At 41.3% G+C, this 20,765-nt stretch carries 17 protein-coding genes and 4 pseudogenes; 13 read left to right on the top strand and 8 right to left on the bottom strand.

Features of this window, described 5'->3' with window-relative positions; translation table 11 throughout:
• Positions 1 to 69 precede the first annotated feature (69 nt).
• The 6 genes and pseudogenes from V7O63_RS12295 to V7O63_RS12270 all read left to right on the top strand — a co-directional run.
• Positions 70 to 961: pseudogene (locus V7O63_RS12295) on the top strand (IS5 family transposase); the annotation flags it as partial.
• A gap of 114 nt (positions 962 to 1,075) precedes the next feature.
• Positions 1,076 to 2,104: an acyltransferase family protein gene (locus V7O63_RS12290; protein ID WP_340820846.1), complete on the top strand. Its 1,029-nt coding sequence runs from the start codon at positions 1,076 to 1,078 to the stop codon at positions 2,102 to 2,104.
• Positions 2,105 to 2,288: 184 nt separating this feature from the next.
• A pseudogene (locus tag V7O63_RS12285) lies at positions 2,289 to 3,699 on the top strand (transposase).
• Positions 3,700 to 4,295: 596 nt separating this feature from the next.
• Positions 4,296 to 5,081, top strand: coding sequence for a hydroxyethylthiazole kinase (thiM, locus tag V7O63_RS12280; protein WP_340818839.1), 786 nt, complete (start codon positions 4,296 to 4,298; stop codon positions 5,079 to 5,081).
• A 6-nt stretch (positions 5,082 to 5,087) separates the two neighbouring features.
• Positions 5,088 to 5,738 (top strand): thiamine phosphate synthase, encoded by a 651-nt coding sequence (gene thiE, locus V7O63_RS12275; RefSeq protein WP_340818838.1) that lies wholly within the window; start codon positions 5,088 to 5,090, stop codon positions 5,736 to 5,738.
• 335 nt (positions 5,739 to 6,073) lie between these two features.
• On the top strand, positions 6,074 to 7,009 hold the full coding sequence (locus tag V7O63_RS12270; RefSeq protein ID WP_340818837.1) for an NADP-dependent oxidoreductase: 936 nt from the start codon (positions 6,074 to 6,076) through the stop codon (positions 7,007 to 7,009).
• A gap of 202 nt (positions 7,010 to 7,211) precedes the next feature.
• Here the strand turns inward: V7O63_RS12270 and V7O63_RS12265 are convergent, their stop codons facing one another.
• A complete protein-coding gene (locus V7O63_RS12265; RefSeq protein ID WP_340820845.1) occupies positions 7,212 to 8,720 on the bottom strand; it encodes a serine--tRNA ligase in 1,509 nt (502 codons plus the stop codon).
• Between the two features lie 303 nt (positions 8,721 to 9,023).
• Between V7O63_RS12265 and V7O63_RS12260 the strand changes: the two genes are divergently transcribed.
• From V7O63_RS12260 to V7O63_RS12235, 6 genes and pseudogenes are all read left to right on the top strand, one after another.
• Entirely contained in the window at positions 9,024 to 9,953 is a 930-nt protein-coding gene (locus V7O63_RS12260) for a ketopantoate reductase family protein (protein ID WP_340818836.1), read from the top strand.
• Between the two features lie 40 nt (positions 9,954 to 9,993).
• Positions 9,994 to 10,563 carry a uracil-DNA glycosylase gene (locus V7O63_RS12255; RefSeq protein ID WP_340818835.1) on the top strand — a complete coding sequence of 190 codons (570 nt, stop codon included), beginning with the start codon at positions 9,994 to 9,996 and terminating at the stop codon, positions 10,561 to 10,563.
• Positions 10,564 to 10,616: 53 nt separating this feature from the next.
• Positions 10,617 to 10,814 (top strand): annotated as a pseudogene (locus tag V7O63_RS12250) (IS1 family transposase); the annotation flags it as partial.
• Between the two features lie 363 nt (positions 10,815 to 11,177).
• Positions 11,178 to 11,678 (top strand): hypothetical protein, encoded by a 501-nt coding sequence (locus V7O63_RS12245; RefSeq protein ID WP_340818834.1) that lies wholly within the window; start codon positions 11,178 to 11,180, stop codon positions 11,676 to 11,678.
• A 12-nt stretch (positions 11,679 to 11,690) separates the two neighbouring features.
• On the top strand, positions 11,691 to 12,269 hold the full coding sequence (locus V7O63_RS12240; RefSeq protein ID WP_340818833.1) for a hypothetical protein: 579 nt from the start codon (positions 11,691 to 11,693) through the stop codon (positions 12,267 to 12,269).
• Positions 12,270 to 12,295: 26 nt separating this feature from the next.
• Entirely contained in the window at positions 12,296 to 12,742 is a 447-nt protein-coding gene (locus tag V7O63_RS12235) for a hypothetical protein (protein WP_340818832.1), read from the top strand.
• Here the strand turns inward: V7O63_RS12235 and V7O63_RS12230 are convergent.
• On the bottom strand, positions 12,709 to 13,113 hold the full coding sequence (locus V7O63_RS12230) for a hypothetical protein (protein ID WP_340818831.1): 405 nt from the start codon (positions 13,111 to 13,113) through the stop codon (positions 12,709 to 12,711). The two genes, V7O63_RS12235 and V7O63_RS12230, sit on opposite strands and share 34 nt — an antisense overlap.
• Before the next feature lie 127 nt (positions 13,114 to 13,240).
• On the opposite strand from V7O63_RS12230, the pseudogene V7O63_RS12225 reads away from it, so the two are divergent.
• Positions 13,241 to 13,435 (top strand): annotated as a pseudogene (locus tag V7O63_RS12225) (IS1 family transposase); the annotation flags it as partial.
• 24 nt (positions 13,436 to 13,459) lie between these two features.
• Here the strand turns inward: V7O63_RS12225 and V7O63_RS12220 are convergent.
• The 6 genes from V7O63_RS12220 to glmU (V7O63_RS12195) are packed head-to-tail and all read right to left on the bottom strand — an operon-like array spanning position 13,460 to position 20,671.
• Positions 13,460 to 13,693 (bottom strand): KEOPS complex subunit Pcc1, encoded by a 234-nt coding sequence (locus V7O63_RS12220; protein ID WP_340818830.1) that lies wholly within the window; start codon positions 13,691 to 13,693, stop codon positions 13,460 to 13,462.
• The gene (locus tag V7O63_RS12215) at positions 13,690 to 15,030 is read right to left on the bottom strand and encodes a DHH family phosphoesterase (protein WP_340818829.1); all 1,341 of its coding nucleotides are present in this window, start codon (positions 15,028 to 15,030) and stop codon (positions 13,690 to 13,692) included. Before V7O63_RS12215 ends, V7O63_RS12220 begins: the two co-directional genes overlap by 4 nt.
• 32 nt (positions 15,031 to 15,062) lie before the next feature.
• Positions 15,063 to 16,271 carry a bifunctional sugar-1-phosphate nucleotidylyltransferase/acetyltransferase gene (glmU, locus tag V7O63_RS12210; RefSeq protein ID WP_340818828.1) on the bottom strand — a complete coding sequence of 403 codons (1,209 nt, stop codon included), beginning with the start codon at positions 16,269 to 16,271 and terminating at the stop codon, positions 15,063 to 15,065.
• Positions 16,268 to 17,569, bottom strand: a complete 1,302-nt coding sequence (gene glmM / locus V7O63_RS12205) for a phosphoglucosamine mutase (protein WP_340818827.1) — start codon at positions 17,567 to 17,569, stop codon at positions 16,268 to 16,270. Before glmM ends, glmU (V7O63_RS12210) begins: the two co-directional genes overlap by 4 nt.
• Positions 17,570 to 17,609: 40 nt before the next feature.
• Complete coding sequence (gene glmS / locus V7O63_RS12200; protein ID WP_340818826.1) at positions 17,610 to 19,439, bottom strand: glutamine--fructose-6-phosphate transaminase (isomerizing); 1,830 nt, start codon at positions 19,437 to 19,439, stop codon at positions 17,610 to 17,612.
• Between the two features lie 14 nt (positions 19,440 to 19,453).
• Positions 19,454 to 20,671, bottom strand: a complete 1,218-nt coding sequence (gene glmU / locus V7O63_RS12195; protein WP_340818825.1) for a bifunctional sugar-1-phosphate nucleotidylyltransferase/acetyltransferase — start codon at positions 20,669 to 20,671, stop codon at positions 19,454 to 19,456.
• Positions 20,672 to 20,765: the final 94 nt, after the last annotated feature.

Genomic DNA, 20,765 nt, shown 5'->3' with positions numbered 1-20,765 from the left:
AACAATTTAAAAAGGATTAATCCCCTTAGCATTATCTGCCACCGAAAACACAAAGGGTATGATTGTGTTTTGCCTACTAAGTACTTAAAGTTTGTTGATACAGCGCTAGCTGTATCAGGAAACTCACACCTTCAGATTTGATAGTTGCAAATATTCTAAAAGGAAATACACTCAGCATCAGCTATTGACCTTGTTTTTATTGAAAGAATATCTTAATGAGGATTATCGGGATATCATAGAGATTGTTGAATTGATGGGAGAAGTGAAGGAAAAAATTGGAATTAAGCAAGTTCCACATTTTACTACACTTCATAAATTCATTAAAAGATTGAGCTCGATATATTTCAGTGGATTGTTAAAGCAAACACTCAAACTGTTTTACTCTCATGGTGAAAAAATAGAGATTAATGCTGTCGATTCAAATGGATTTACTAGTGGTCATCGTAGCTATTACTATTCTTGGAGAACAGGAAATAAAAGAAGATTGTTCCTGAAAACAAGCATTTCTGTTGATACTGCAAGGTTCATTGTAACTGGTTTCAAGATATCGGGTAAGCCTGTGCATGATGCAAAACATGCAATGGCATTGCTAAAGCAATGCCATAGAACTCGTAAATCAAATTGCTATGTAATGGACAAAGGATATGATTCTGAAGATATTCATTCGTTAACAAGAGAACAATTAGAAGCGATAGCAGTGATTCCTTTGAGAGAAAGAAAGAGAAAAAGAATTAAAGGATTCTATCGCAGGAAAATGGAATAGGAATTTGATGAAGAATTGTATCATAACAGAAATTTGGTTGAAACAATGTTCTCTGTTCTGAAAAGAAAATATGGTGAAGAAATAAAGGCAAAAAAGAATTGGAATCAATTAAAAGAAGTAAAATTCAAGATATTAGTACATAACCTTGACAGGTATGTCAAGGTTATAATTGTTCTAAAAATAAGGATTTCTACAGAGCCGTCATGCAATACTTTTAAAACTATTGTATGCTTGAATTATCAACCAAATCTAGATGATTTCTACAGAATTCCAAATCAAAAAATTTATGTATATAGGGATTATTTTTTTTTTATGAAACATGTTGACTGGATTGACACTGCAAAAGGAATTGGAATTTTATTAGTCGTAGTTGGACATGCTCCAATCAATACAAAAATAACGAGAATAATCTTTGCATTTCATATGCCTTTTTTTTTCTTTATAAGTGGATATCTCTTTAACTATCAAAAATATAAAGGACACATAAAGCAATTTACCTTTAATAAAACAAAAAGACTTATAATTCCTTACTTTTTTACTAATCTGTTCATTTTAAGCACTTTAGTTTTAATATCTTGCATCAGAACAACTTCTATTAATTTTGAACTTTTTTCAATTGAAAATTTTATTGGCATAATATATGGAAACGGAGCACCTTTATTCCCAGCTACTACCTATACAAATTGGATTTGTGTGCCATCTTGGTTTTTAGTTTGTCTATTTTGTAGTAATATTCTTTTATATTTTATATTAACTGTTTACGAAAACAAAAGTACCTTTTTGAGTTATTCTTTAATCTTATTTTTCATATTAACTGGATGGAAAATTAGTGAGTACATTTTTTTGCCATGGGGAATTGATATTGCCTTTGTTTCTATGATTTTCGTTTGTTCAGGATATTTTGTAAGAACTAATAATATAATAGATATAAGAGAAGATAATTTCAATGCTTATATTTTTGCTTTTATTTGTATACTTTTTATTATTATAGTATCTGGCAGTGGACGTGTTGATATGAATCTTAGAAAATATCCTAACTTCTTTCTTTTTATCATGGGTGGTTTGCTGGGTACATATATAACTGTAGAATTAGCAAAGATGATTAATAAAAACAAAACCATAATTTCCAATTTTTTCAATTACCTTGGGAAATATTCAATTATTATTTTGTTGTACCATTTGTTTGCAACAAAAACATTTTTAGTTTTCATGGAATCATTTATTAGTTTTCCTGACATAATATATAACGGTTATTTGTATGCCACTATTATGTTAATTATTTCAATTTTAACAGTTATTCTCATAAATAAAATATCAATTTTTAAGAAAGTTTATGGTTAGGTTTTTTTTGGAAAGCAATGCTAATATCTCTACAATACATCAAATAAAACAATCTCTCTGTAGAATTCCTCATTTTAACAATAAACATTATCTTGACAAGTATGTCAAGGTTATGTCCTAATAGCCCAAGTTTGACAGTCAAAAATAATAAAATTATTCTCAGTAATGTTGTATTCGACCAAAAATGCAAACAAAACCAAGAACATATGACATTATCCCGAACAAGAATATATGTTTTCCTATCGGAACCATTCTGACTGTAAACCAACTCTACGACATCCTTGATCTCTCCACTGTTTTCGGCAAACACAAAAAGCATGGTATTGACATCAACCACTTGCTACAAGCTCACAGATAATTTCAGCATAAACAAGGCTCATGATTGGATAAATCTTGATGAAGTGCTTGATATTTTCAACCTTCCAGAATTCAGTGAGAGGACACTATACAGGGTTCTTGAAACCCTGGGAAATAATCGTGAAACGATTATTTCCGATATGCAGGACAGACTGTTTGCCAAATATGATTTTGAGCATACCAACATAAACATGGACTGGACCAGTATCGTGTTGCATGGCGATAAATCGCCATTAGGTAAATATGGTTACAGTCGTGACCATAGACCTGATAAGAAGCAGATAACACTGGGAATTAGTGAGCTTGCTGACCCGATCAATATACCAATCGGTATCACAGTGAGACAGGGAAATCTGAATGGTCAGAAACACTTCCGAGAAACATACCAGCAGGTGAACAGCAGATTGAAACAACAATTTCTTGTTGTTTTCGATAAAGGAGCACATAGCATAGGGAACACTGGCCTGATAAGGGCAGATGGAATGCACTACCTGACTGCAAGAAAGCTCAATACAAGTGACGATAAGAAAATAGCAGTATTCTGGGATTCGCCTATTGAGACGGTTGATTAGAAAGATGGGATATATGGTCTGAAGACCATTAAGCCAAACAGTACCAACTACATGTATTTTTCAAAGAAGCTACAGAAAGAGAAGCTTGATTCAAAGGCAAGAAAGGTCATGAGGCAATTACAGGAAGCGAGGGTCATACAGGACTCGATCGACAGGAACAAGAAGTTGCCCAAAAGGTTTAGGATCAACAATATTCTTGTTGATGTGACGTATTCCCTGCAGATGAAACTGATGGAACTTGCTGAACAGGATGTTATCAAGTTACTGGAAGAAAAGCTCGTCACAGGCAGAGAAGGATTTTTCTGCTTAAGGTCGAGTGAGAATTTGACACTAAAAGAAGCTCTTCAAACTTATCGGAAAAAGGATTCAATTGAAAATATCATCAATTCATTGAAGAATGAGATCGAGATAAAACCACTACGCTTATGGACGGATGCTAGCATTTATGGAGCTGTGATCATTGGATTCATTGCGCAGTTGTTCATATCACTGATGCGATATGAGTTCAATGAACTCAAGCACAAGTCAACAAAATTCATTAAAAATAGCTTATTGAATTTGACAGTGACTGTGGATTTCAAGGGAAATAGGTCAAAAAAGTACATTTACGTCAACTTTGATTGCATAAATTCACTGATTTTAAGGCAAAAATGGACAAAATCGTAGTAATTTGGCGGAAATTGGTCGAACTGTCAAATAGGTTTTCCTGACAAAAAAACGAAAAAATTCGGTAAAAGAGAAGACATTCTCTTCAATAAAGAGTGAAAACTGTCAAACTTGGGTAATAGTTTAAATTTGACTTATTTTGCTTGATTCAGTACATTTTTGATAATATTTTTTTCTGTTCTTTTTGGTATATAGGAATCAAGATTTTTTTGGATTAAGAGTTGTAATTTTTTTCACTCATGTAACAGCTGTCAGCATATACTTTGTACTTTCGTTTAATTTCCACAATATTGTAGTGTTCATCTATGAACTCTATGAGTTAAATGTATCAATTGAAGATTTCTTTGCAGAGAATAGAGTCTACCGAATCTGAATTATTTTGCATTTACTTTATTCCTAGATATAGCCAGAACATGGAGCATGTGTTGGAATTTTTTGACTTGTCCGATAATACAATTTTTAATCGAAAGTACCCTATATTTTGAACAAAGCAATGATTGACACAAAGTATATTAATAATTACTTCTTATGACAAATTCACAATTGTTAATCATTATAAATGAATCGCCATTATGGCATAAAGGGGGCATTCAGATATGGACCTTCCACTAGAAAATATCAGAGCGACAAAACCACTTGTACACCACATAACCAACTGGGTAACGATCTACGACTGTGCTAATATGACAAGGGCATTCGGTGCTCTGCCTGTAATGGCCCATGCTCCTCAGGAAGCTGCCGACATGACAGGCATTGCATCCGCACTCGTACTCAATATCGGCACTCTTACAGAAGAGCTGATCGATGCGATGCTCATCGCAGCAAAAGCCGCAAACGAGAAGAACATACCTGTTGTACTTGATGCCGTAGGCGTGGGTGCCACACCTTTCCGTGATGAGATGGCAGCAAAGATACTGGCCTCTGTCCGTGTGGACATAATCAAAGGTAACTATTCTGAGATTGCTAAACTTGCAGGTGAGAACGCGCAGACCAACGGTGTTGAAGCAACATCCATAGATGCCGACCCGAAGCAGGTCGCAAAGGAATTCGCAGCTTCAAGGTCATGTGTTGTCGTTATGACCGGCGCTGAGGATATAGTAAGTGACGGAAGTAGGACCTATGTCGTAAAGAACGGACATGAGTCCATGGGTCTTATCGTTGGTACCGGATGCATGGCTGCATCGGTTATCGGTTCCTTCGCTGCGGTCAATGAGGACCACTGTGATGCTGCAAAGGATGCGCTGTGCTACTTCGGGATTGCCGGAGAGCTGGCATCTGTGAACTCCAATGGTCCCGGAACATTTAAATTGAATTTCTACGATGAGGTATTCAACCTTACAGATGAGAAGGCACAGCCTATGATAAACGTAGAGGAATGCTGAGATCATATGGAACACAAAAGAAAACTGCTTGAACTCATTGATTTCTACCTTGTGACAGATTCAGGTCTGTCCAGAAAGGGAACTCTCTCTGATGTGGAGAGCGCAGTTGCTGCAGGATGCAGGATAGTCCAGTACAGGGAAAAGGCAGGAAGCACAAGGGACATGATCCTTGAGGCTGCGCAGATAAAGACACTGTGTGGGAACGAGGCTATATTCCTTGTGAATGACCGCATTGATGTGGCCCTTGCAGTAGGCGCCGATGGTGTTCATATCGGACAGGATGATATGCCGATCGACACTGCAAGAGAACTTCTGGGACCTGACATGATATTAGGTCTCTCGGTCCACAACGTCGAAGAGGCGCTGGAAGCGCAAAGATGCGGTGCTGACTATGTTGGACTGGGTCCCATATTCGATACTTCCACCAAGAAGGATGCCGGCGATGGAATCGGTCCGCAGAGCATCAGGGCTGTGAAGGATGCCATAGATATTCCTGTTGTTGCGATAGGTGGCATCAACAAACAGAACAGTGAAAGTGTTATCCTTGGAGGCGCTGACAGTCTGGTGGCCATCTCTGCTGTGGTTTGCAGCGATGACGTGGTAAGGGAGACGAAAGAGTTCATTGATATGATCAGAAGGTCAAAAATGGATATTTGACCGGATGCATAGTACACTGACATGTACTTAGTATGCGCATATTGATATAGTTCGATAAAAAAGAGAAAAAGGAAATTGGTTCAGATAGGGTAGAAACGTATCTGTACCAGTTTGCTTCCATGCTTGTCATACTGCCAGAAGTATGCTGTCTCATCATCAGGATGCAACAATACAGATAAGTGTCAACTTCTGCAAATTTATTTTTAGCTCTTCTGCATTGATTAATTTTAGTACAAAAGCCTTTAATGCATTTGTAACTTAATTTTTTTAACATACATGGGTAATTCCTGTGTCAGTAACAATTGGACTTTTATTTAATAGTGGAGTGATATAATATGAAAGCAGCCCAGATCAGGGAATATGGGGAAGATGTAGTTGAGATAAACACAGATGTCGGGGTTCCGGATATATCAGAAGGGAAAGTTATTGTTAAAGTACATGCAGCAGGTGTCAATCCTTTTGACTGGAAGATTGCTCAGGGCTATGTGAGCAAAGGGAAGGCACTCACTGCTCCTATGACCATTGGTGGTGATTTCACCGGTATTGTCGTTGATGTGGGTGAAGGTGTAGATTGCTATAAGAAAGGAGATGTTGTCTATGGCAGTGCCATCGTCCTATCCGGAGGCTCTGGTGCTTTTGCAGAGTATTTGACCACCAGAGAGGATCTTATATCCCATAAACCAAAAAATGCAAACAATATAGAAGCTGCCGCTTTGCCGCTTGCAGGTGTGAGTGCGCTGGATGTGATCACCAGCAAAATCAACCTTAAAAAAGGACAAAAAATTCTCATTCATGGAGGTTCGGGTGGGATCGGCTCAATGGCGATCCAGATATCAAAGCATATTGGTGCATATGTAGCAACGACTGCCAGAAAAGACAATACTGATTATCTTAAGACCCTGGGAGCCGACGAGATCATAGATTACAGAAACGAGAAGTTCGAAGACAAGCTACATGATTATGACGCCGTATTCGATACTGTGGGTAGTGATACATATAAGCGGTCATTCAAGGTCCTTAAGAAAGGTGGCATGATCGTATCAATGCTTGAACAACCAGATACTGAACTCATGGGGAAATATCAGGTAAATGCTGTGGGTCAGTCCACAAGGATCAACAGTGATGACCTGAAAAAACTTGCAGAACTCTATGACCTGGGAGTTATCACGGTGAATATTGATCGTACATTCCCACTTGACAGGGCAGGAGAGGCTCTAAAATATCAACGTGAAGGCAGTGTTAAGGGAAAAGTTGTGATAAAAATAGATTAAGGGCTCTGTAGAAATCCTCTACACTATCGTGAACCACAGATGAACGCAGATAAACACAGATACAAGTAATCAGCATCTGCGTGAATCTGTGTTTATCTGCGGTTTTGATTCAAAACTCGTTGATAATTAGGATTTCTACAGAGCCAGATTAAGGAGTCCTTTTTTCAGGATTCCTTGACCGATCAAAATGATAAAGTAAGGTTCAGAGGAACCTGATACCCTCAGGTATCTCTCCTGCCCTTTTCCTGAATTCCTCAGGCCAGTTCTCAGGGTCCAGTCCCTTCTGTGCAAAGAAAGCTGATGCCCATCTCTCAAGTCCGACACCAGAACATCCGGACCAGAGTTCCTCACCGGACTGGCATTTGACATTGAATCCTGATGGATACTTGTTACCGTTCACACTTACGTTCTGGAACTCGAGCCATTCACCGTCCTCGCCACGGTAAGGCAGGACAGCTTCATAGTCTGTGGTACCGGCCTCGGTCTGCTCGGAAACTCCGGTAAGTCCTTCCTGTGCCATGAACCATGGTGTGACCCATGCCTTTCTCCATTCGAGGTCAAGTATCTCGTTGAAGATGTGCATGTACTTTTCGTGAAGTTCATTGGCTGTCTTGATGACCTGTTCCTTGTTCCCTACCCAGAGGATCTCTATCCTGTGGAACTCATCCACACGTTCCATGCCGTGGATACCACCACTCTCATACCTGTGTGAGGTTCCTGACCTGTCGAAGACCTTTATAGGGAACTCATCGGTAGGGATGGTCTCTCCCTGAAGGTATGTCCAGAATGGAGGACACTGTGCATAGCACATTCCACCGATAGGCTCACCGATCTTATCCTTGATCATCTCGGTTGGTACTTCGAGTGTTACCTTATAGTGGTCGATGACCTCTTCCCAGAACTCAGGATCCCTTGTCTTTGGAGGACAGACGTAGTAGATCTCAGGATAGACACCCTTTGCATGTCCGGATTTCTGCCAGACCTCCCAGGGCACCAGCTTCGGGAAGATCATTTCCCTGTATCCAAGAGGACCAAGCAGTTCCTCGAGTACTATCTTCTCAAAGGTCCTGAACATCTTTGTGGACTGTGGACCATGGATCCACTGACCCCTGCTGGCACCTCTCTTGAGCCATCCGGCTTCCATCATAGCCTTGGTAGGGTCTTCTGTGAACTTGTGTTCCTTCTTCTCGCTCTGCCAGAGGACGTTCCAGTGTTCTGTCTTGCCACCGTATTCACCCTGTTCCAGTTTATCTTCCATCAGGGAAAGTATCCTGTCAGGGACACGGTTAGACATTGCAGACTCATCAACGTCAAGTGTCAGTTTGAGAATCCCGTCTTCATACGCCATCTCTGACACGTATGGTATCTTCATTTGAGGAAGTTCCTTCTCAGAGGGCACCTCTATTGTGAATGAGTCGACTTCGATCCCACGGATACCGATCTTGAAACCCTTTCCAAGTTTACCGGCAAGTGGCTTTCTCATACGGAGCAGTGCATCGTGTACACGGACATGCCTGCCGGATTCGATGATGAGCTTTATCCTGTCACCTTCGACCTTCCATCCTGTTACCTTTGCACCCTGCCCTTCCGGTGCACCTTTTGTAAGGATACTGTGATTTGCCTCATGAATGTATTCGCCTACAACATCCGCAGCCTCTGTAGCATCGGCACTTGTCTTAAGTGCACATTCAAGCCTGAATTTGAAATTCATTACACTTCCGACACCTTCCGGTTTGTCTGCCGGACAGCATTCATCTCTTTTCTTTGCTTCCATGGATCTCCATTCCTCTGTATGATAGTGATAGATAAGTGATAGGTAAGCAGCTATGTCTTACACTCTATATCTTAGCTGCTATGTCTCACCTGCGACATCTCACCTGATAATTGTTTACCAATGTATGGCTATTTGTATGCATGATGTATCTTTTGCTAATTAAGAGCTTCTCTTAATTGCATGTTCCCCAATAGTCATTCTTTTAATGAAAAAGGACATCTAAGCCGATAGAGGTGCTATATGAAGGTCCTGATATTAGGTGCAGGAGCGGTTGGCCTGACGCTGGCTGCAAAACTATCTTCCGTCTGTAATGTACATGCGGTCTGCCGAAAGAGACATGCCGACAGGATAAAGGATACCGGTTTTAAGATGACAGGTATCTGGGGAGATGACACCTTTACTTTCAGTTGCTCTGAAGATGCACCGGAAGATGATTACGATTATATTTTCATCACCTCTAAATCCACCGCAACCAGGGAGATATGTGAACAGTTCTCTGACATCATCAAAGGCAGAGAGGTCATCAGCATGCAGAACGGTATCGGCAACGAGGAAATAATAGCCGAATACACCGATAAGGTGATCGGTGGTACTATCATCACAGGATTCGTGTGGACAGGTGATGCCCAGATACATGTCTCGGTGGAGACCGGTCCCATGGATCTCGGAAGGTTCCCTTCAGGACTTGATGACAGCGTGCTCAGACTTGTGGACCTGATAAAAAGTGCAGGTATCCAGGCAACAGGAACGGTGAACATCATGAGTTCTGTCTGGTCCAAGGTCCTCTACAACTCAGCTCTCAATCCCCTTGGTGCTGTCATAGGTGTCCCCTATGGAAAACTGGAAAACGAGCACGCATGGAATATCATCGAGAACATAGTTAAAGAGGCTTTCATGGTCACTGAAGCAGAAGGCGTCAATCTCCCATGGAGAACAGCAGGGGAATATCTCACTTTCCTTCATGACTTCCAGCTTCCCAATACCGCAGAACATCATTCATCGATGTTCCAGGACATCGCATCCAGCAGGAAGACAGAGATAGATTTCATCAATGGCGCCATAGTTGAAAGAGCAGGCAAATTTGGCATCGAAGCACCTTATAATACTTTCATTACAGAGCAAATTCACCTCATGGAAGCATTGAAGGCAGAGGAACAGGAACGATCCTGAATCATAGAACCGAATAAACGATTATTTGAAAGGTGTTAATATGACAGTCCGGTCAGTTAGTGAACTTGTGGAACAGGGATTCGAAGGTATCGAGAAAGAGATCAGGGCTTGCACTGACTGTCAGCTTCATGAAACGGTCATCAACCGAGTGATAGGTAAAGGTTCTAAAGACCCGGATGTGGTTTTCGTAGGCGAGGCACCCGGCAAGAACGAGGACGAGACCGGGATACCATTCTGTGGCAGAGCCGGAAAGAACCTCGACGGCATGATAGAATATATGGGTCTCTCGGGAGATGACTACGCTGTTATAAATACCATAAAATGCCGTCCACCAAAGAACCGTAATCCTCTGAAAAGTGAGATAAATGCCTGCAAACCATTCCTTCAGGCGCAGATCGAGCTACTTGAGCCTAAAGTGGTCATCCTTCTTGGTAACACTGCAGAAAAAGCATTCTGCAACGGTGAGAAACTGGAATGGGGTGTTCCAAGACCTGTTGATGGGAAATACACCCTTTTGAAGATATATCATCCGGCTGCCCTTATCTATCAGCGTTCAAGGATAGAGGAACAGAATACTCTGATTGATAATAACAGGCATCTTTGGGAATAAAAAGGAAATAAAGCATTAGTATCGATAGTTGTATGCTATGAATGTATTTATACATGAATTGCTCTAGATGTAAGAGTTCCCTCCACAATAGATGGTCGACAACGCTATAAATTTCATGATGTAGTTTAAATTATTCAGTAGAGATGATATCAGCTGCTGGCTCTATATCTGTTAAATGACCAGTTTTAAAACTTTATCTTGAAGGATTAGGATTTCGTTCAATTGGACATTTTTTAGGAGTTAGTCATGTTTGAATACAGAAACAATGAGCTAGCTATTTTTGAGTGATAATGACAAATACTCTTCTCTATTGGGTTGATTACGAGGTTTTATCGAACCTAAACTTAACAAATCAATAATGCTTGTTGCTACTTAAGTGCCATAATCGGTTCTTAACTTTTAATAGTTACATTAGCATAGATTCAATTAACGCATGCATTTTATGTAATTAGGGAAAAAGATTTAAATTATATTGAAAAATATGGATTGTAGGCTAGTTTCTCTTGGTATCAAAATATTTATGAACTAGTAAACTTAATTCGGATATGTTCCTACAAACTTGTACAATTAGGATTATAAATTAAATGCAGAAATTCTATCTGGAGTGTCTCTTAATGGTTGTATATTTCAATTATGATGGAAATAAAATTGAACATATGGACATTATTTCAAGATCATTAACTGACTATGGGTACACTGTTATTTCAGAATCTCTTGATACTGCAGAGCATTTATGTACTGCAGGAATATTTTGTATAGAGGGTTGTACTAAAGATGGAAAAGTTTCTTATTTACCAATAAAGGAAATGCTGCACTCTTCTATTCGTTATGAAATGACTACATTTGTCGCGGTAAAAAATCTAATACTTTATAACTATATAAAAAATGACCCAAATATTTTAGCAGTAACTAACAAAAAAAGTTTATGTCATATATTAAAATTAGAATTTGTCCAACTCATGTTAAATTTGTTAGAAGAAAAACTTTTGGAAGAAAAATACAAAGATTTAAGTGCAAGAACAACTTTAAGAGGAGTACATGCAAAAATGATTCTGGACGAATCAGAAAGCATCTATAAGTCATGCAATACTTCATTGCTTGCTGACAGTTTCTAAAGTGGAAATTATATGGTTGATTTAACAAGGTTTAATGAGGAACAGCTTGAAAAGTTGTTTGAGAAGGCATATAATAAATTCAAAAAATTTTCAGATTTACTTGATAGTGAGTTTGAGAATTCTGATCAAGAAACAATTACTTCTAATTTTATATTAGAAACCCTCTCTAAATTTGAAGATAGCTATGAAAGGGATAAAGTCTCAATTGCTCCGGCATATCGTAACACTTATAGTTTACACTTATCCAATATAATTAATAAATATTTAATAAATTCTGATTTATTTCAGGATTCTCATACTAAAAAGCCCATGTTTGGTGGATGTGTTGTTGATAAGGACAAATCACTGATTTCTCATCGCTTTTCTAGTATTGATGATTTTAATTCAATAATTGATGTACATACAAAAGGATTATCGCATAATAGGGTATTATTAGATGATTACTCGCCTTGTAAAAATCAAAGCTTATATTTAATTGAAAACGGTGTTCAGAAATCAAATTTGAATATGGATTGCTATTCTATTATTGAATGCAATGATTTTAAGGATTTTTCACACACTTGTATGGAAAATTATAATACTATTGTATAAAATATATAATAAACGAGGAGTAAAGTATGGTCAATGGAGCAATTTCGATTACAGCAGATTTCAAAAGTACTTTATTGAAGTCTATAGATGATTCAATTAATTTTGCAAATGAAGAGTCTAATATGTCATCTTTTTACATTTTATCTTCAAAGAAATCAGAGGTAATTCGAAGGTCATTAAGGACACTTGCAGATTTCACAAATACTGAAGAAAATAGATTTAGTAGCTATATTACGTGGGGCATCTTCCAAATATTTGAAACAGTTGGGAAAGCATGTTCAAAAAAAGAATTCACTGTGGTGAATGAAAAAATTCTAGTGGAATACAAGAGTGAATATGTTGATTATCTTGAATGTTTAAAAAAGAGTATAGATTCAGAATCTTTTGATGCTTTCATCCAGTGTTCAATTACTTTCTTTTATTCCTCATACAATGTATCTCAAGAATTAGTTGTAACTGATGGTAATACATAGATTAACAGTTTAATTGCTAGTGATGTTAAAGTAAGTCCTAATCCAATAGCAAAGGAGCCAATTGTAATTTTCTCTACAAATTGGTAATTCTTCCTCTCCTTTAAATATTTTTTTAGTTTTTCAATTTCTTCATTTTTGAGATTTGTTGAACTATATACCTGTGTTGCTTTTTCTTCATCAGTCAATGCGAAAGAAGCTCTCAACAAGTAAAAGTAATCATGGGTTATTGACTTCTGTACACATAATACGGATATCAAATTATCATGCATGTACATATTTTTTTGAAGAATCCATACCGTAATTGCAAAAATTGCAATTGCAATATTTATGATTGTAGCTCCAGCATCGAGTAACAAATCCGAAATCACCATAGTTATCTTATTCCAATTTATTATATATAATTTTAACTTTATGTCAATGATGAAGTCCTTATTTCAGTAGTTCTAAATGCAATTAACTAAAACTCAGCAAAGTCTTCCAATTGTTTTGTAAGTGGTGTTTCTCCCCAGAACTATTTGTATTCGTTCAAAGACAGAAACATATACTGTTGAAGGAGATAACAGCATATATAAGCACTTTCTGACAAGACTAAAGAGAAAGTCAAAGTGGTATGTAAAGAGTCTTATTATGTTGAAACATTCCGTTTTGCTATTAGTGAAATCCAGAAATAACAAGCAGCTATGTTTGGGTGACAATGCCAAAAATAACAATCAAAACTTACTCTTCCAAATCTTCAGCTATCTCTTCTGCCAGTTTTGCATTCATCAGAAGGTCGTCCACCGTGGCGATGAGCGACGTTATCTTCTCAGTTGAGATATGAATGCACATACTATCCTCGCAGACCACAGTATGCATATTTGTAAGATTATCGGGGGCCAGTGAGTTTGCAATCCTCTTAGCCACCTTCATGGCACCTTCATCTTTGAACTCGATGGTGGTCTCAATTTTCATTCACTCTTCTCCTGTTTTGAGAGTTGTTCTGCAACTATCTCATCGACCTTTGCAATGAACTCTTCGGCGGTTCCCGGTGGGATCGATGCACCTGATGCTACATTGTGGCCTCCGCCCTGTCCTCCAACCAATGCTGCTGCCTCACGAAGGGCAAAAGAGAGGTCAAGTCCTTCTTCTACAAGTGCACGGGTGCCTCTTGCAGAGACCTTTACAAGTTCATCTACCTGATTGACTGCAACGAATGGCATATCCGGGTTAACGTACCTGACAAAGGTGCTGGCTATCAGACCTGTGCCTTCCAGGTCCTCGCCTATCAGGTAACCGATACTCTTTCCCTGTTTTACCATATCCATTCCTTTTTTGATATTCTCGACAATGGATATCTGCTGGGAAATGGTCATATCAATTGCTTCCTCTAGGTGTGTCCTGTCCTTCATGCAGATGGACATTCCCATGCCATATTTCTCGGTCTTGCCACAGGTGTTCAGAATAGCTACAAGGTCGTAAACGTTGGATACTATCTCGTTGTTCAGGATGTATACATCGCCAATTGCCGCATCAACGGCTTCAGGACTGGCATTCTTTGCAAGTTTGAGTGCAACAGCCGAAGTAAGGGCCTTTGTCTGGTCCGGGTTAAGGTCCTCGATATTTCCTTCAAGCCCGAGGAAATCCAGGAATTGCTTTATCTTCTCGCTGTCCCCGGTTATATCAAGATAGGGTTCAGGCGTGTATTCGAGCACTTTAGCGATGTCACCATCACCGATCTTCAGTCCTTTCTTAACTGAAACGACATCTGCATTAACAGCTTCTTCCAGAATGTGACCGTTCAGGGTGCTGAAAAGCTGTTTATCACCAACTGCACCTGCAATGGCAAGTCCAGCAAGGTCCACATTTGCAGGTTCCATTTCCATTGCCACAAAAAAAGTCACTCCCGACCCGGATATATGCATTGCACCATCGATTCCTACAAGGTGCGGGTTCACAAGGACCTTTGCAGGTGTCTCACCAACCGGAACATGGTGGTCGAGCACGACTATATCCTGCTTGAGTTCTGAAATGATGTCTGACTGACCGCTGCCCATGTCACAGAAAAGTACAAGGTCATCGTCTGCAGTGGTCTCTTTGATCATCTCCACGACCGAACTGTCAAGACGTGGTACGATCGTCGTATGAAAACGGATGTTCTGTCTCAGGAGTGCCTGGCAGATTATCCCTGCTGAGGTCAGGCCATCTGCATCATTATGCGAGATTACACGGACATGTTCGTATTTCTCAATAACATCCGCTGCCTCTCTGGCCAGGTCTTTGAGTTTCTGCATCTCTATGTTAAGGTTCATACGGATCACCGGTGTACAGAATGCAATGTGTCTTAATTAGTTTTTCTTCTGTGCATCACTACCTCACCCGGCATGGTGGAACTTCCAGGCTCCATAACACTGCCGATATTGATGCTTGTATTGATGCCGGTGTGGACGTCATCACCCATGATGACTCCGAGTTTCCTGCGTCCGGTATCAACAATCTCGCCCTTGACAACCGACTTAACATTCTTGTTATCGTGACGGAGGTTCGCTATCTTTGTTCCGGCACCGAAATTACAGTTCGTGCCAATGACGCTGTCCCCAACATAGCTCAGGTGACCCACATTCGTCCCATCCATGATTATCGTGTTCTTGATCTCGACCGCATTGCCGATCCGGACATCATTTCCAATTGCAGTTGATGCCCTGATGAAGCAGTTCGGACCAATGTCACAGTTGTCACCGATAATGGCCGGTCCCATTATGTAGGCACCATTCCTGATGATAGTGTCCTTCCCAACCTTTACGGTCCCATGCAGGGTAGCATAGGGTTCAATGATACCCTCAAGGGTATTATCGATATTCTCAAGCAGTACCTTGTTCGCATCCAGCATATCCCATGGTCTGCCTATATCTATCCAGTCGGATGTCAGGAGTTCATAACCAACGGCAAGTCCGTCATCTATCATCATCTGGAGGGAATCTGTGATCTCATACTCACCTCTCTGTGACTTCCCTGTCCTGTCGATATAATCGAAGATGACATCACCGAACAGGTATATCCCTGCATTTGCAAGGTTTGTTGGTGGATTCTTCGGTTTCTCGATTATCCGGGTAACCTTTTCGCCATCTGTTTCAATGACACCGAAATGAGACGGTTCATCCACTTCCTTGACACTGATGATGGCATCCTCGGTCCTTGAAAGAAGATGACTGATGTGTTCGGTGCTTACAAGCATATCACCGTTGAGAACAATAAAATGCCCTTCAACAAAGCCCTTTGCGCATCCGATCGCATTCGCGGTTCCAAGTTGCTGTTCCTGGCGTACATACTCCACATTGATACCAAACTCACTGCCATCGCCGAAGTGGTCCTTTATGGCATCCTCACGATACCCGGTCACGATAAGGAAGTCCTTCACCCCTGCCTTCACGGCAGCATCGATGGTGTGCTCCATCATGGGTTTGTTAGCTATGGGAAGCATCACCTTCGGTTTTGAAGCTGTCAATGGCCTCATACGTGTGCCTTCACCGGCAGCAAGTATGACCACTTTCATTTTAGACACTCCTTTACCATATCCTCTACCTTTGCATGGAGTTCTTCAACATCCTTACGGGCTTCAGCTGTGACCCTTATCTTCGCCTCGGTTCCAGATGGCCTGACAAGTACCCAGCCGTCTTCCATATCTACCCTGATGCCGTCAATATCGGAAACTTCACCCATGTTCTTCAATCCCGAGCTGACAGCTTCCATAACAGCTTCCTTCTTGGAATTGTCACATGCTACTGTGCTTCTGAGTGTCGGATATTTCGGCAGTTCATCCCTTAGTTCCGAGAGCTTCCTGTCCTTCACGATATCAACCAGCAGGGCAGCTGCATAGATACCGTCGGGACAATAGGATATCCTCGGGAAGATCCAGCTTCCTGAGGGCTCCCCTCCGAAATCTGCTTTCTGTTCCTTCATTTCCTCGGCAACATATACATCGCCGACTCTTGTGTGAATTACAGTGGAACCCGGAAGTGCATCATCGACTATCATTGATGTATCAACAGGAACAACGACCTTTGGATCTCCTTTACATTCATAGCGTGCAAAGATGGCAAGCATCTCATCACCTGAAAGGAATCCTCCGTTCTCATCAACGGCCATCATCCTGTCCGCATCACCATCATGGGCGATACCAAGGGCCGCATCGAATTCCTTCACCGCCTTTATCAGCATCCAGAGATTATCCTCTTTTGGTTCGGGATTACGTGCCGGGAAGTGTCCGTCAAGCTGGGAGTTGAGTGTAATGACCTCACATCCCATCTCACGTAAAAGGAAAGGTGTTATGGTTCCACCTGCTCCTCCTCCACAGTCCACGACAACACGGATCGGTGCACCGGTGGAGTGGCTGCGTATCATATCGATATGATCTCTGACTGCATTCTCATATGTGGATATCTTACCGACCATGTTCCAGGGAACATGGATGAAGTCCTCTTTCTCTATGATGTTCTCTATCTCTTCCTGCTGGGCGGAGTCGAATGCCATCCCATCAGGGTTCCAGAGTTTGATCCCTACATCTGTTGCAGGGTTGTGAGACGCTGTTATCATCACTCCGCAGTCAAAGTTGCGTGCTGCGTATGCGAGTGTGGGTGTGGTGACAAGACCAACACGGGTAACATTACAACCCGAAGACATCAATCCTGAGATTAGTGCAAGTTCTATCATCTCCCCGGCGACACGGGGGTCCCTTCCGATGACAGCATTCTTTTTTGACCTGCCAAGAGCCATTCCAACTTTCAGTGCCAGGTCCACGGTGACTTCCACATTTGCAAGTCCCCGGATGCCTGAAGAACCAAATAACTTCATTCCATATCCTCTCTTTAAAATGAAAATAAAAATAAGATGATCATTCAACGGTCACACTCTTTGCAAGATTCCTCGGTTTATCGATGGAACAACCCTTTGCAAGTGCAGTATAATATGAAAGCAACTGCAATGCAACCGAAGATAGTACTGGTGCCAGTAGTTCATGGGTTGATGGTACACGAAGGACCACATCCACATACTTCTCGATCTCAGTGTCGTCATCATCGGCAACTGCGATCACTGTGGCGTTACGAGCCTTCACTTCCTTGATGTTGCTCAGTATCTTCTCATATGTATGTCCCTTCGTTGCTATCGCAACCACCGGTGTCTCATCTGTGATAAGTGCCAGGGGACCGTGTTTCAGTTCGCCTGCTGCGTATCCTTCGGCATGGATGTATGATATCTCCTTCAGTTTGAGCGCACCTTCAAGTGCCACAGGGAAGTTGAGGTATCTTCCTATGAAGAAATAGTCTCTCTTATCTGCGAACTGGACCGCACATTCATTGATCTCATCCTTCCTGCCGAGTACTTTCTGTATCTGTCCGGGGAGACGCTTGATCGCTACTATGAGGTCCTTTGCCTCGTTGGCACTGATAACCCCACGTGCTCTCCCGAGGTTGATGGCAAGCATATAAAGTACCATTAGTTGTGCTGTAAAGGTCTTCGTTGCAGCAACTCCTATCTCAGGTCCTGCTCTTGTATAGAGCACGCTGTCGGATTCTCTTGTGATGGTGCTTCCTACAACGTTAGTGATAGCCACGCTACGACATCCGTATGAACTTGAACTCCTGACAGCAGCAAGGGTGTCAGCGGTCTCTCCTGACTGCGTGATAGCTATTGTCAATTCCTCTCCGCAGAGGACTGGGTTGCCATATCTGAACTCTGATGCAGTTTCAATATCAGTGTGAAGGCCTGCAAGTCCTTCAAACAGGTACTTGCCAAGTATGCCTGCGTTCCATGATGTCCCACAGGCTATGATGGTAGCTCTTCTGAGCCTTTTGATCTCTTCCTTTGTGAGGTAGAGCTCTTCAAGTGTAACATTGCCTTCCAGTTCGGATAACTTACCTGCAAAGGTGTTCTGTATGGAAGTCGGCTGTTCGTGTATCTCCTTGAGCATGAAGTGCTCATAACCAGCCTTTTCAGCAGCCTCAAGATTCCATTCAATAGTTTCCGTATCCTTTGTGACGACGTTCCCTTCAAGGTCGAATATATCTATAGAATTCGGTCTTAGCAGTCCTATCTCATTGTCACTTATGAACATGACTTTTTTTGTGTGCTTTAGAAAAGCGGTTACATCAGAAGCAGCATAGTTGGTTCCTTCACCAATGCCGATCACCAGGGGACTGTCCTTTCGGGCAAAGGCTATGATATTGGATTCTTCATCACACAGGGCAGCGATCGCATATGAACCTTCAAGCTCTTTCACTGTCTCTGCAAGTCCGTCAAGCATACACTTTTTCCCATTATTGTTCATATTGAAATGGAGAAGATGTGCGATGACCTCAGTATCTGTATCGGACAGGAACTCATATCCAAGACCGATCAGTCTTTCTTTGAGTTCAAGATAATTCTCGATAATACCGTTATGGACCACTGATATATTTGATGATGTATGAGGATGAGCGTTCCTTGTTTCCGGTTTACCATGGGTCGCCCATCTGGTGTGACCTATTCCAACACTTCCCTTCAAATCCTCAGGAACTACTTTCTCAAGCTCCTTTATCCTTCCTGCAACCTTGTAGGTCTCCAGTTTTCCATTGAATACCGTAACTCCTGCAGAGTCGTATCCCCTGTATTCCAGCATCTTGAGCGAATCTATCAGGACAGGTACGGCCTCTCCATCCCCTATATATGCAACTATTCCACACATTGCAAACCCCCCTTTCAGATCACTATCGAATCTGCCGGTACATCTTCCGAGATGGTCTTTCCTGAACTGATCTTGCTGTTCGTGAATATCATGTTACCTGCACGGACAAGGACATTACCACCGATCTCCGAATCATCTCCTATGACAGTACCGAGCTTTCGTGCACCATGAAGATCTCCTTCTATCTGAATAAGCAGGTCTTCACCTTCCTCGGTAATGAAATTAGCATCTGTCGAGACATTACTTCCCAGCACCGAGCTGGATATGTTGCTATGTGTGCTGATGCGGGAATCGTTCATGATGATACTGTTCTTGATGTATGAGAATGAGGCTATCGACACATTGTTCCCTATACTTGTTGATGGCAGTATAACTACATTCGGTCCGATGTCACAATTATCACCAATCGCTACCGGACCAACGATATAGGAACCTGCCCTGATGATGGTGTTACTGCCAATGGAAACGTTTCCTTTTATATTCACTCCTTCTTCTATCCTGCCTTTCTCAAGGTCACTTTCAAGGTCCCCTAGTACGATCGTGTTTGCTTCCAGCAGGTTCCATGAATAGGCTGCATCAAGCCATTCCATGCTGGTGATCGCCATGGTCACATCCATTCCGTTATTGATCATCAGCTGGAGTGTATCTGTGATCGCGTATTCTCCGCTTGTGGATATGGGTGTCTGCTCTATGAGTTCGAATATTCCCTGTCTGAAAAGATAGGTTCCTGTGTTGATGAGGTGACTGACAAGTGTCTCCGGTTTTTCGATTATTTCCTGTACACTTCTGCCCTTTGCAACTATAACTCCGTAATTGGTCACATCGTCCTTTTTGCAGGTAAGGATGGTGGCGTCGCCTTGTGCACCTTCGATCAGGTCGGATATTGCGTCAGCACCCAGGATGTTGTCCCCGTTTACGACGATAAAACTGTCCTCATTATCTCCAATGAACTGTCGTGCCTGCAGTATGGCGTGTGCGGTCCCGATCTGTGCTTTCTGCTCGATATATTTGATGTTGGCACCAAAAGCCACTCCATCTTCGAAGTGGTCCATGATACGTTCTTTTTTGTATCCCACTACCAGTATGATATCCTTGATATCATTCTTTACCAGAGCATTGATCACATGCTCAAGTATTGGTTTGTTAGCTACGGGTAGCATTACCTTCGATCTTGTGAGCGTGAGAGGCCGGCACCTTTTACCTTCACCGGCTGCGAGAACGACAGCTTTCATGGGATATAATGCTCTTTAAAACAATTTATAAGTTACCTTCATAAGTATTTGATATAAGGTGAGAATGTGATGTATATATAGTTCCCACTGGGTG

Source organism: Methanolobus sp. WCC4 (assembly GCF_038022665.1).
In the GTDB taxonomy this organism is placed as follows: domain Archaea; phylum Halobacteriota; class Methanosarcinia; order Methanosarcinales; family Methanosarcinaceae; genus Methanolobus.
Note: the sequence above shows the minus strand (reverse complement) of the source record. Positions and strands in the feature narration are given on the sequence as shown.

Excerpts from the sequence above, each read along its gene's own strand:
- V7O63_RS12290 (WP_340820846.1), top strand. The coding sequence starts at position 1,076 with ATGAAACATGTTGACTGGATTGACACTGCAAAAGGAATTGGAATTTTA.
- thiM (WP_340818839.1), top strand. The coding sequence starts at position 4,296 with ATGGACCTTCCACTAGAAAATATCAGAGCGACAAAACCACTTGTACAC.
- thiE (WP_340818838.1), top strand. The coding sequence starts at position 5,088 with ATGGAACACAAAAGAAAACTGCTTGAACTCATTGATTTCTACCTTGTG.
- V7O63_RS12270 (WP_340818837.1), top strand. The coding sequence starts at position 6,074 with ATGAAAGCAGCCCAGATCAGGGAATATGGGGAAGATGTAGTTGAGATA.
- V7O63_RS12265 (WP_340820845.1), bottom strand. The coding sequence starts at position 8,720 with ATGAATTTCAAATTCAGGCTTGAATGTGCACTTAAGACAAGTGCCGAT.
- V7O63_RS12260 (WP_340818836.1), top strand. The coding sequence starts at position 9,024 with ATGAAGGTCCTGATATTAGGTGCAGGAGCGGTTGGCCTGACGCTGGCT.
- V7O63_RS12255 (WP_340818835.1), top strand. The coding sequence starts at position 9,994 with ATGACAGTCCGGTCAGTTAGTGAACTTGTGGAACAGGGATTCGAAGGT.
- V7O63_RS12245 (WP_340818834.1), top strand. The coding sequence starts at position 11,178 with ATGGTTGTATATTTCAATTATGATGGAAATAAAATTGAACATATGGAC.
- V7O63_RS12240 (WP_340818833.1), top strand. The coding sequence starts at position 11,691 with ATGGTTGATTTAACAAGGTTTAATGAGGAACAGCTTGAAAAGTTGTTT.
- V7O63_RS12235 (WP_340818832.1), top strand. The coding sequence starts at position 12,296 with ATGGTCAATGGAGCAATTTCGATTACAGCAGATTTCAAAAGTACTTTA.
- V7O63_RS12230 (WP_340818831.1), bottom strand. The coding sequence starts at position 13,113 with ATGGTGATTTCGGATTTGTTACTCGATGCTGGAGCTACAATCATAAAT.
- V7O63_RS12220 (WP_340818830.1), bottom strand. The coding sequence starts at position 13,693 with ATGAAAATTGAGACCACCATCGAGTTCAAAGATGAAGGTGCCATGAAG.
- V7O63_RS12215 (WP_340818829.1), bottom strand. The coding sequence starts at position 15,030 with ATGAACCTTAACATAGAGATGCAGAAACTCAAAGACCTGGCCAGAGAG.
- glmU (WP_340818828.1), bottom strand. The coding sequence starts at position 16,271 with ATGAAAGTGGTCATACTTGCTGCCGGTGAAGGCACACGTATGAGGCCA.
- glmM (WP_340818827.1), bottom strand. The coding sequence starts at position 17,569 with ATGAAGTTATTTGGTTCTTCAGGCATCCGGGGACTTGCAAATGTGGAA.
- glmS (WP_340818826.1), bottom strand. The coding sequence starts at position 19,439 with ATGTGTGGAATAGTTGCATATATAGGGGATGGAGAGGCCGTACCTGTC.
- glmU (WP_340818825.1), bottom strand. The coding sequence starts at position 20,671 with ATGAAAGCTGTCGTTCTCGCAGCCGGTGAAGGTAAAAGGTGCCGGCCT.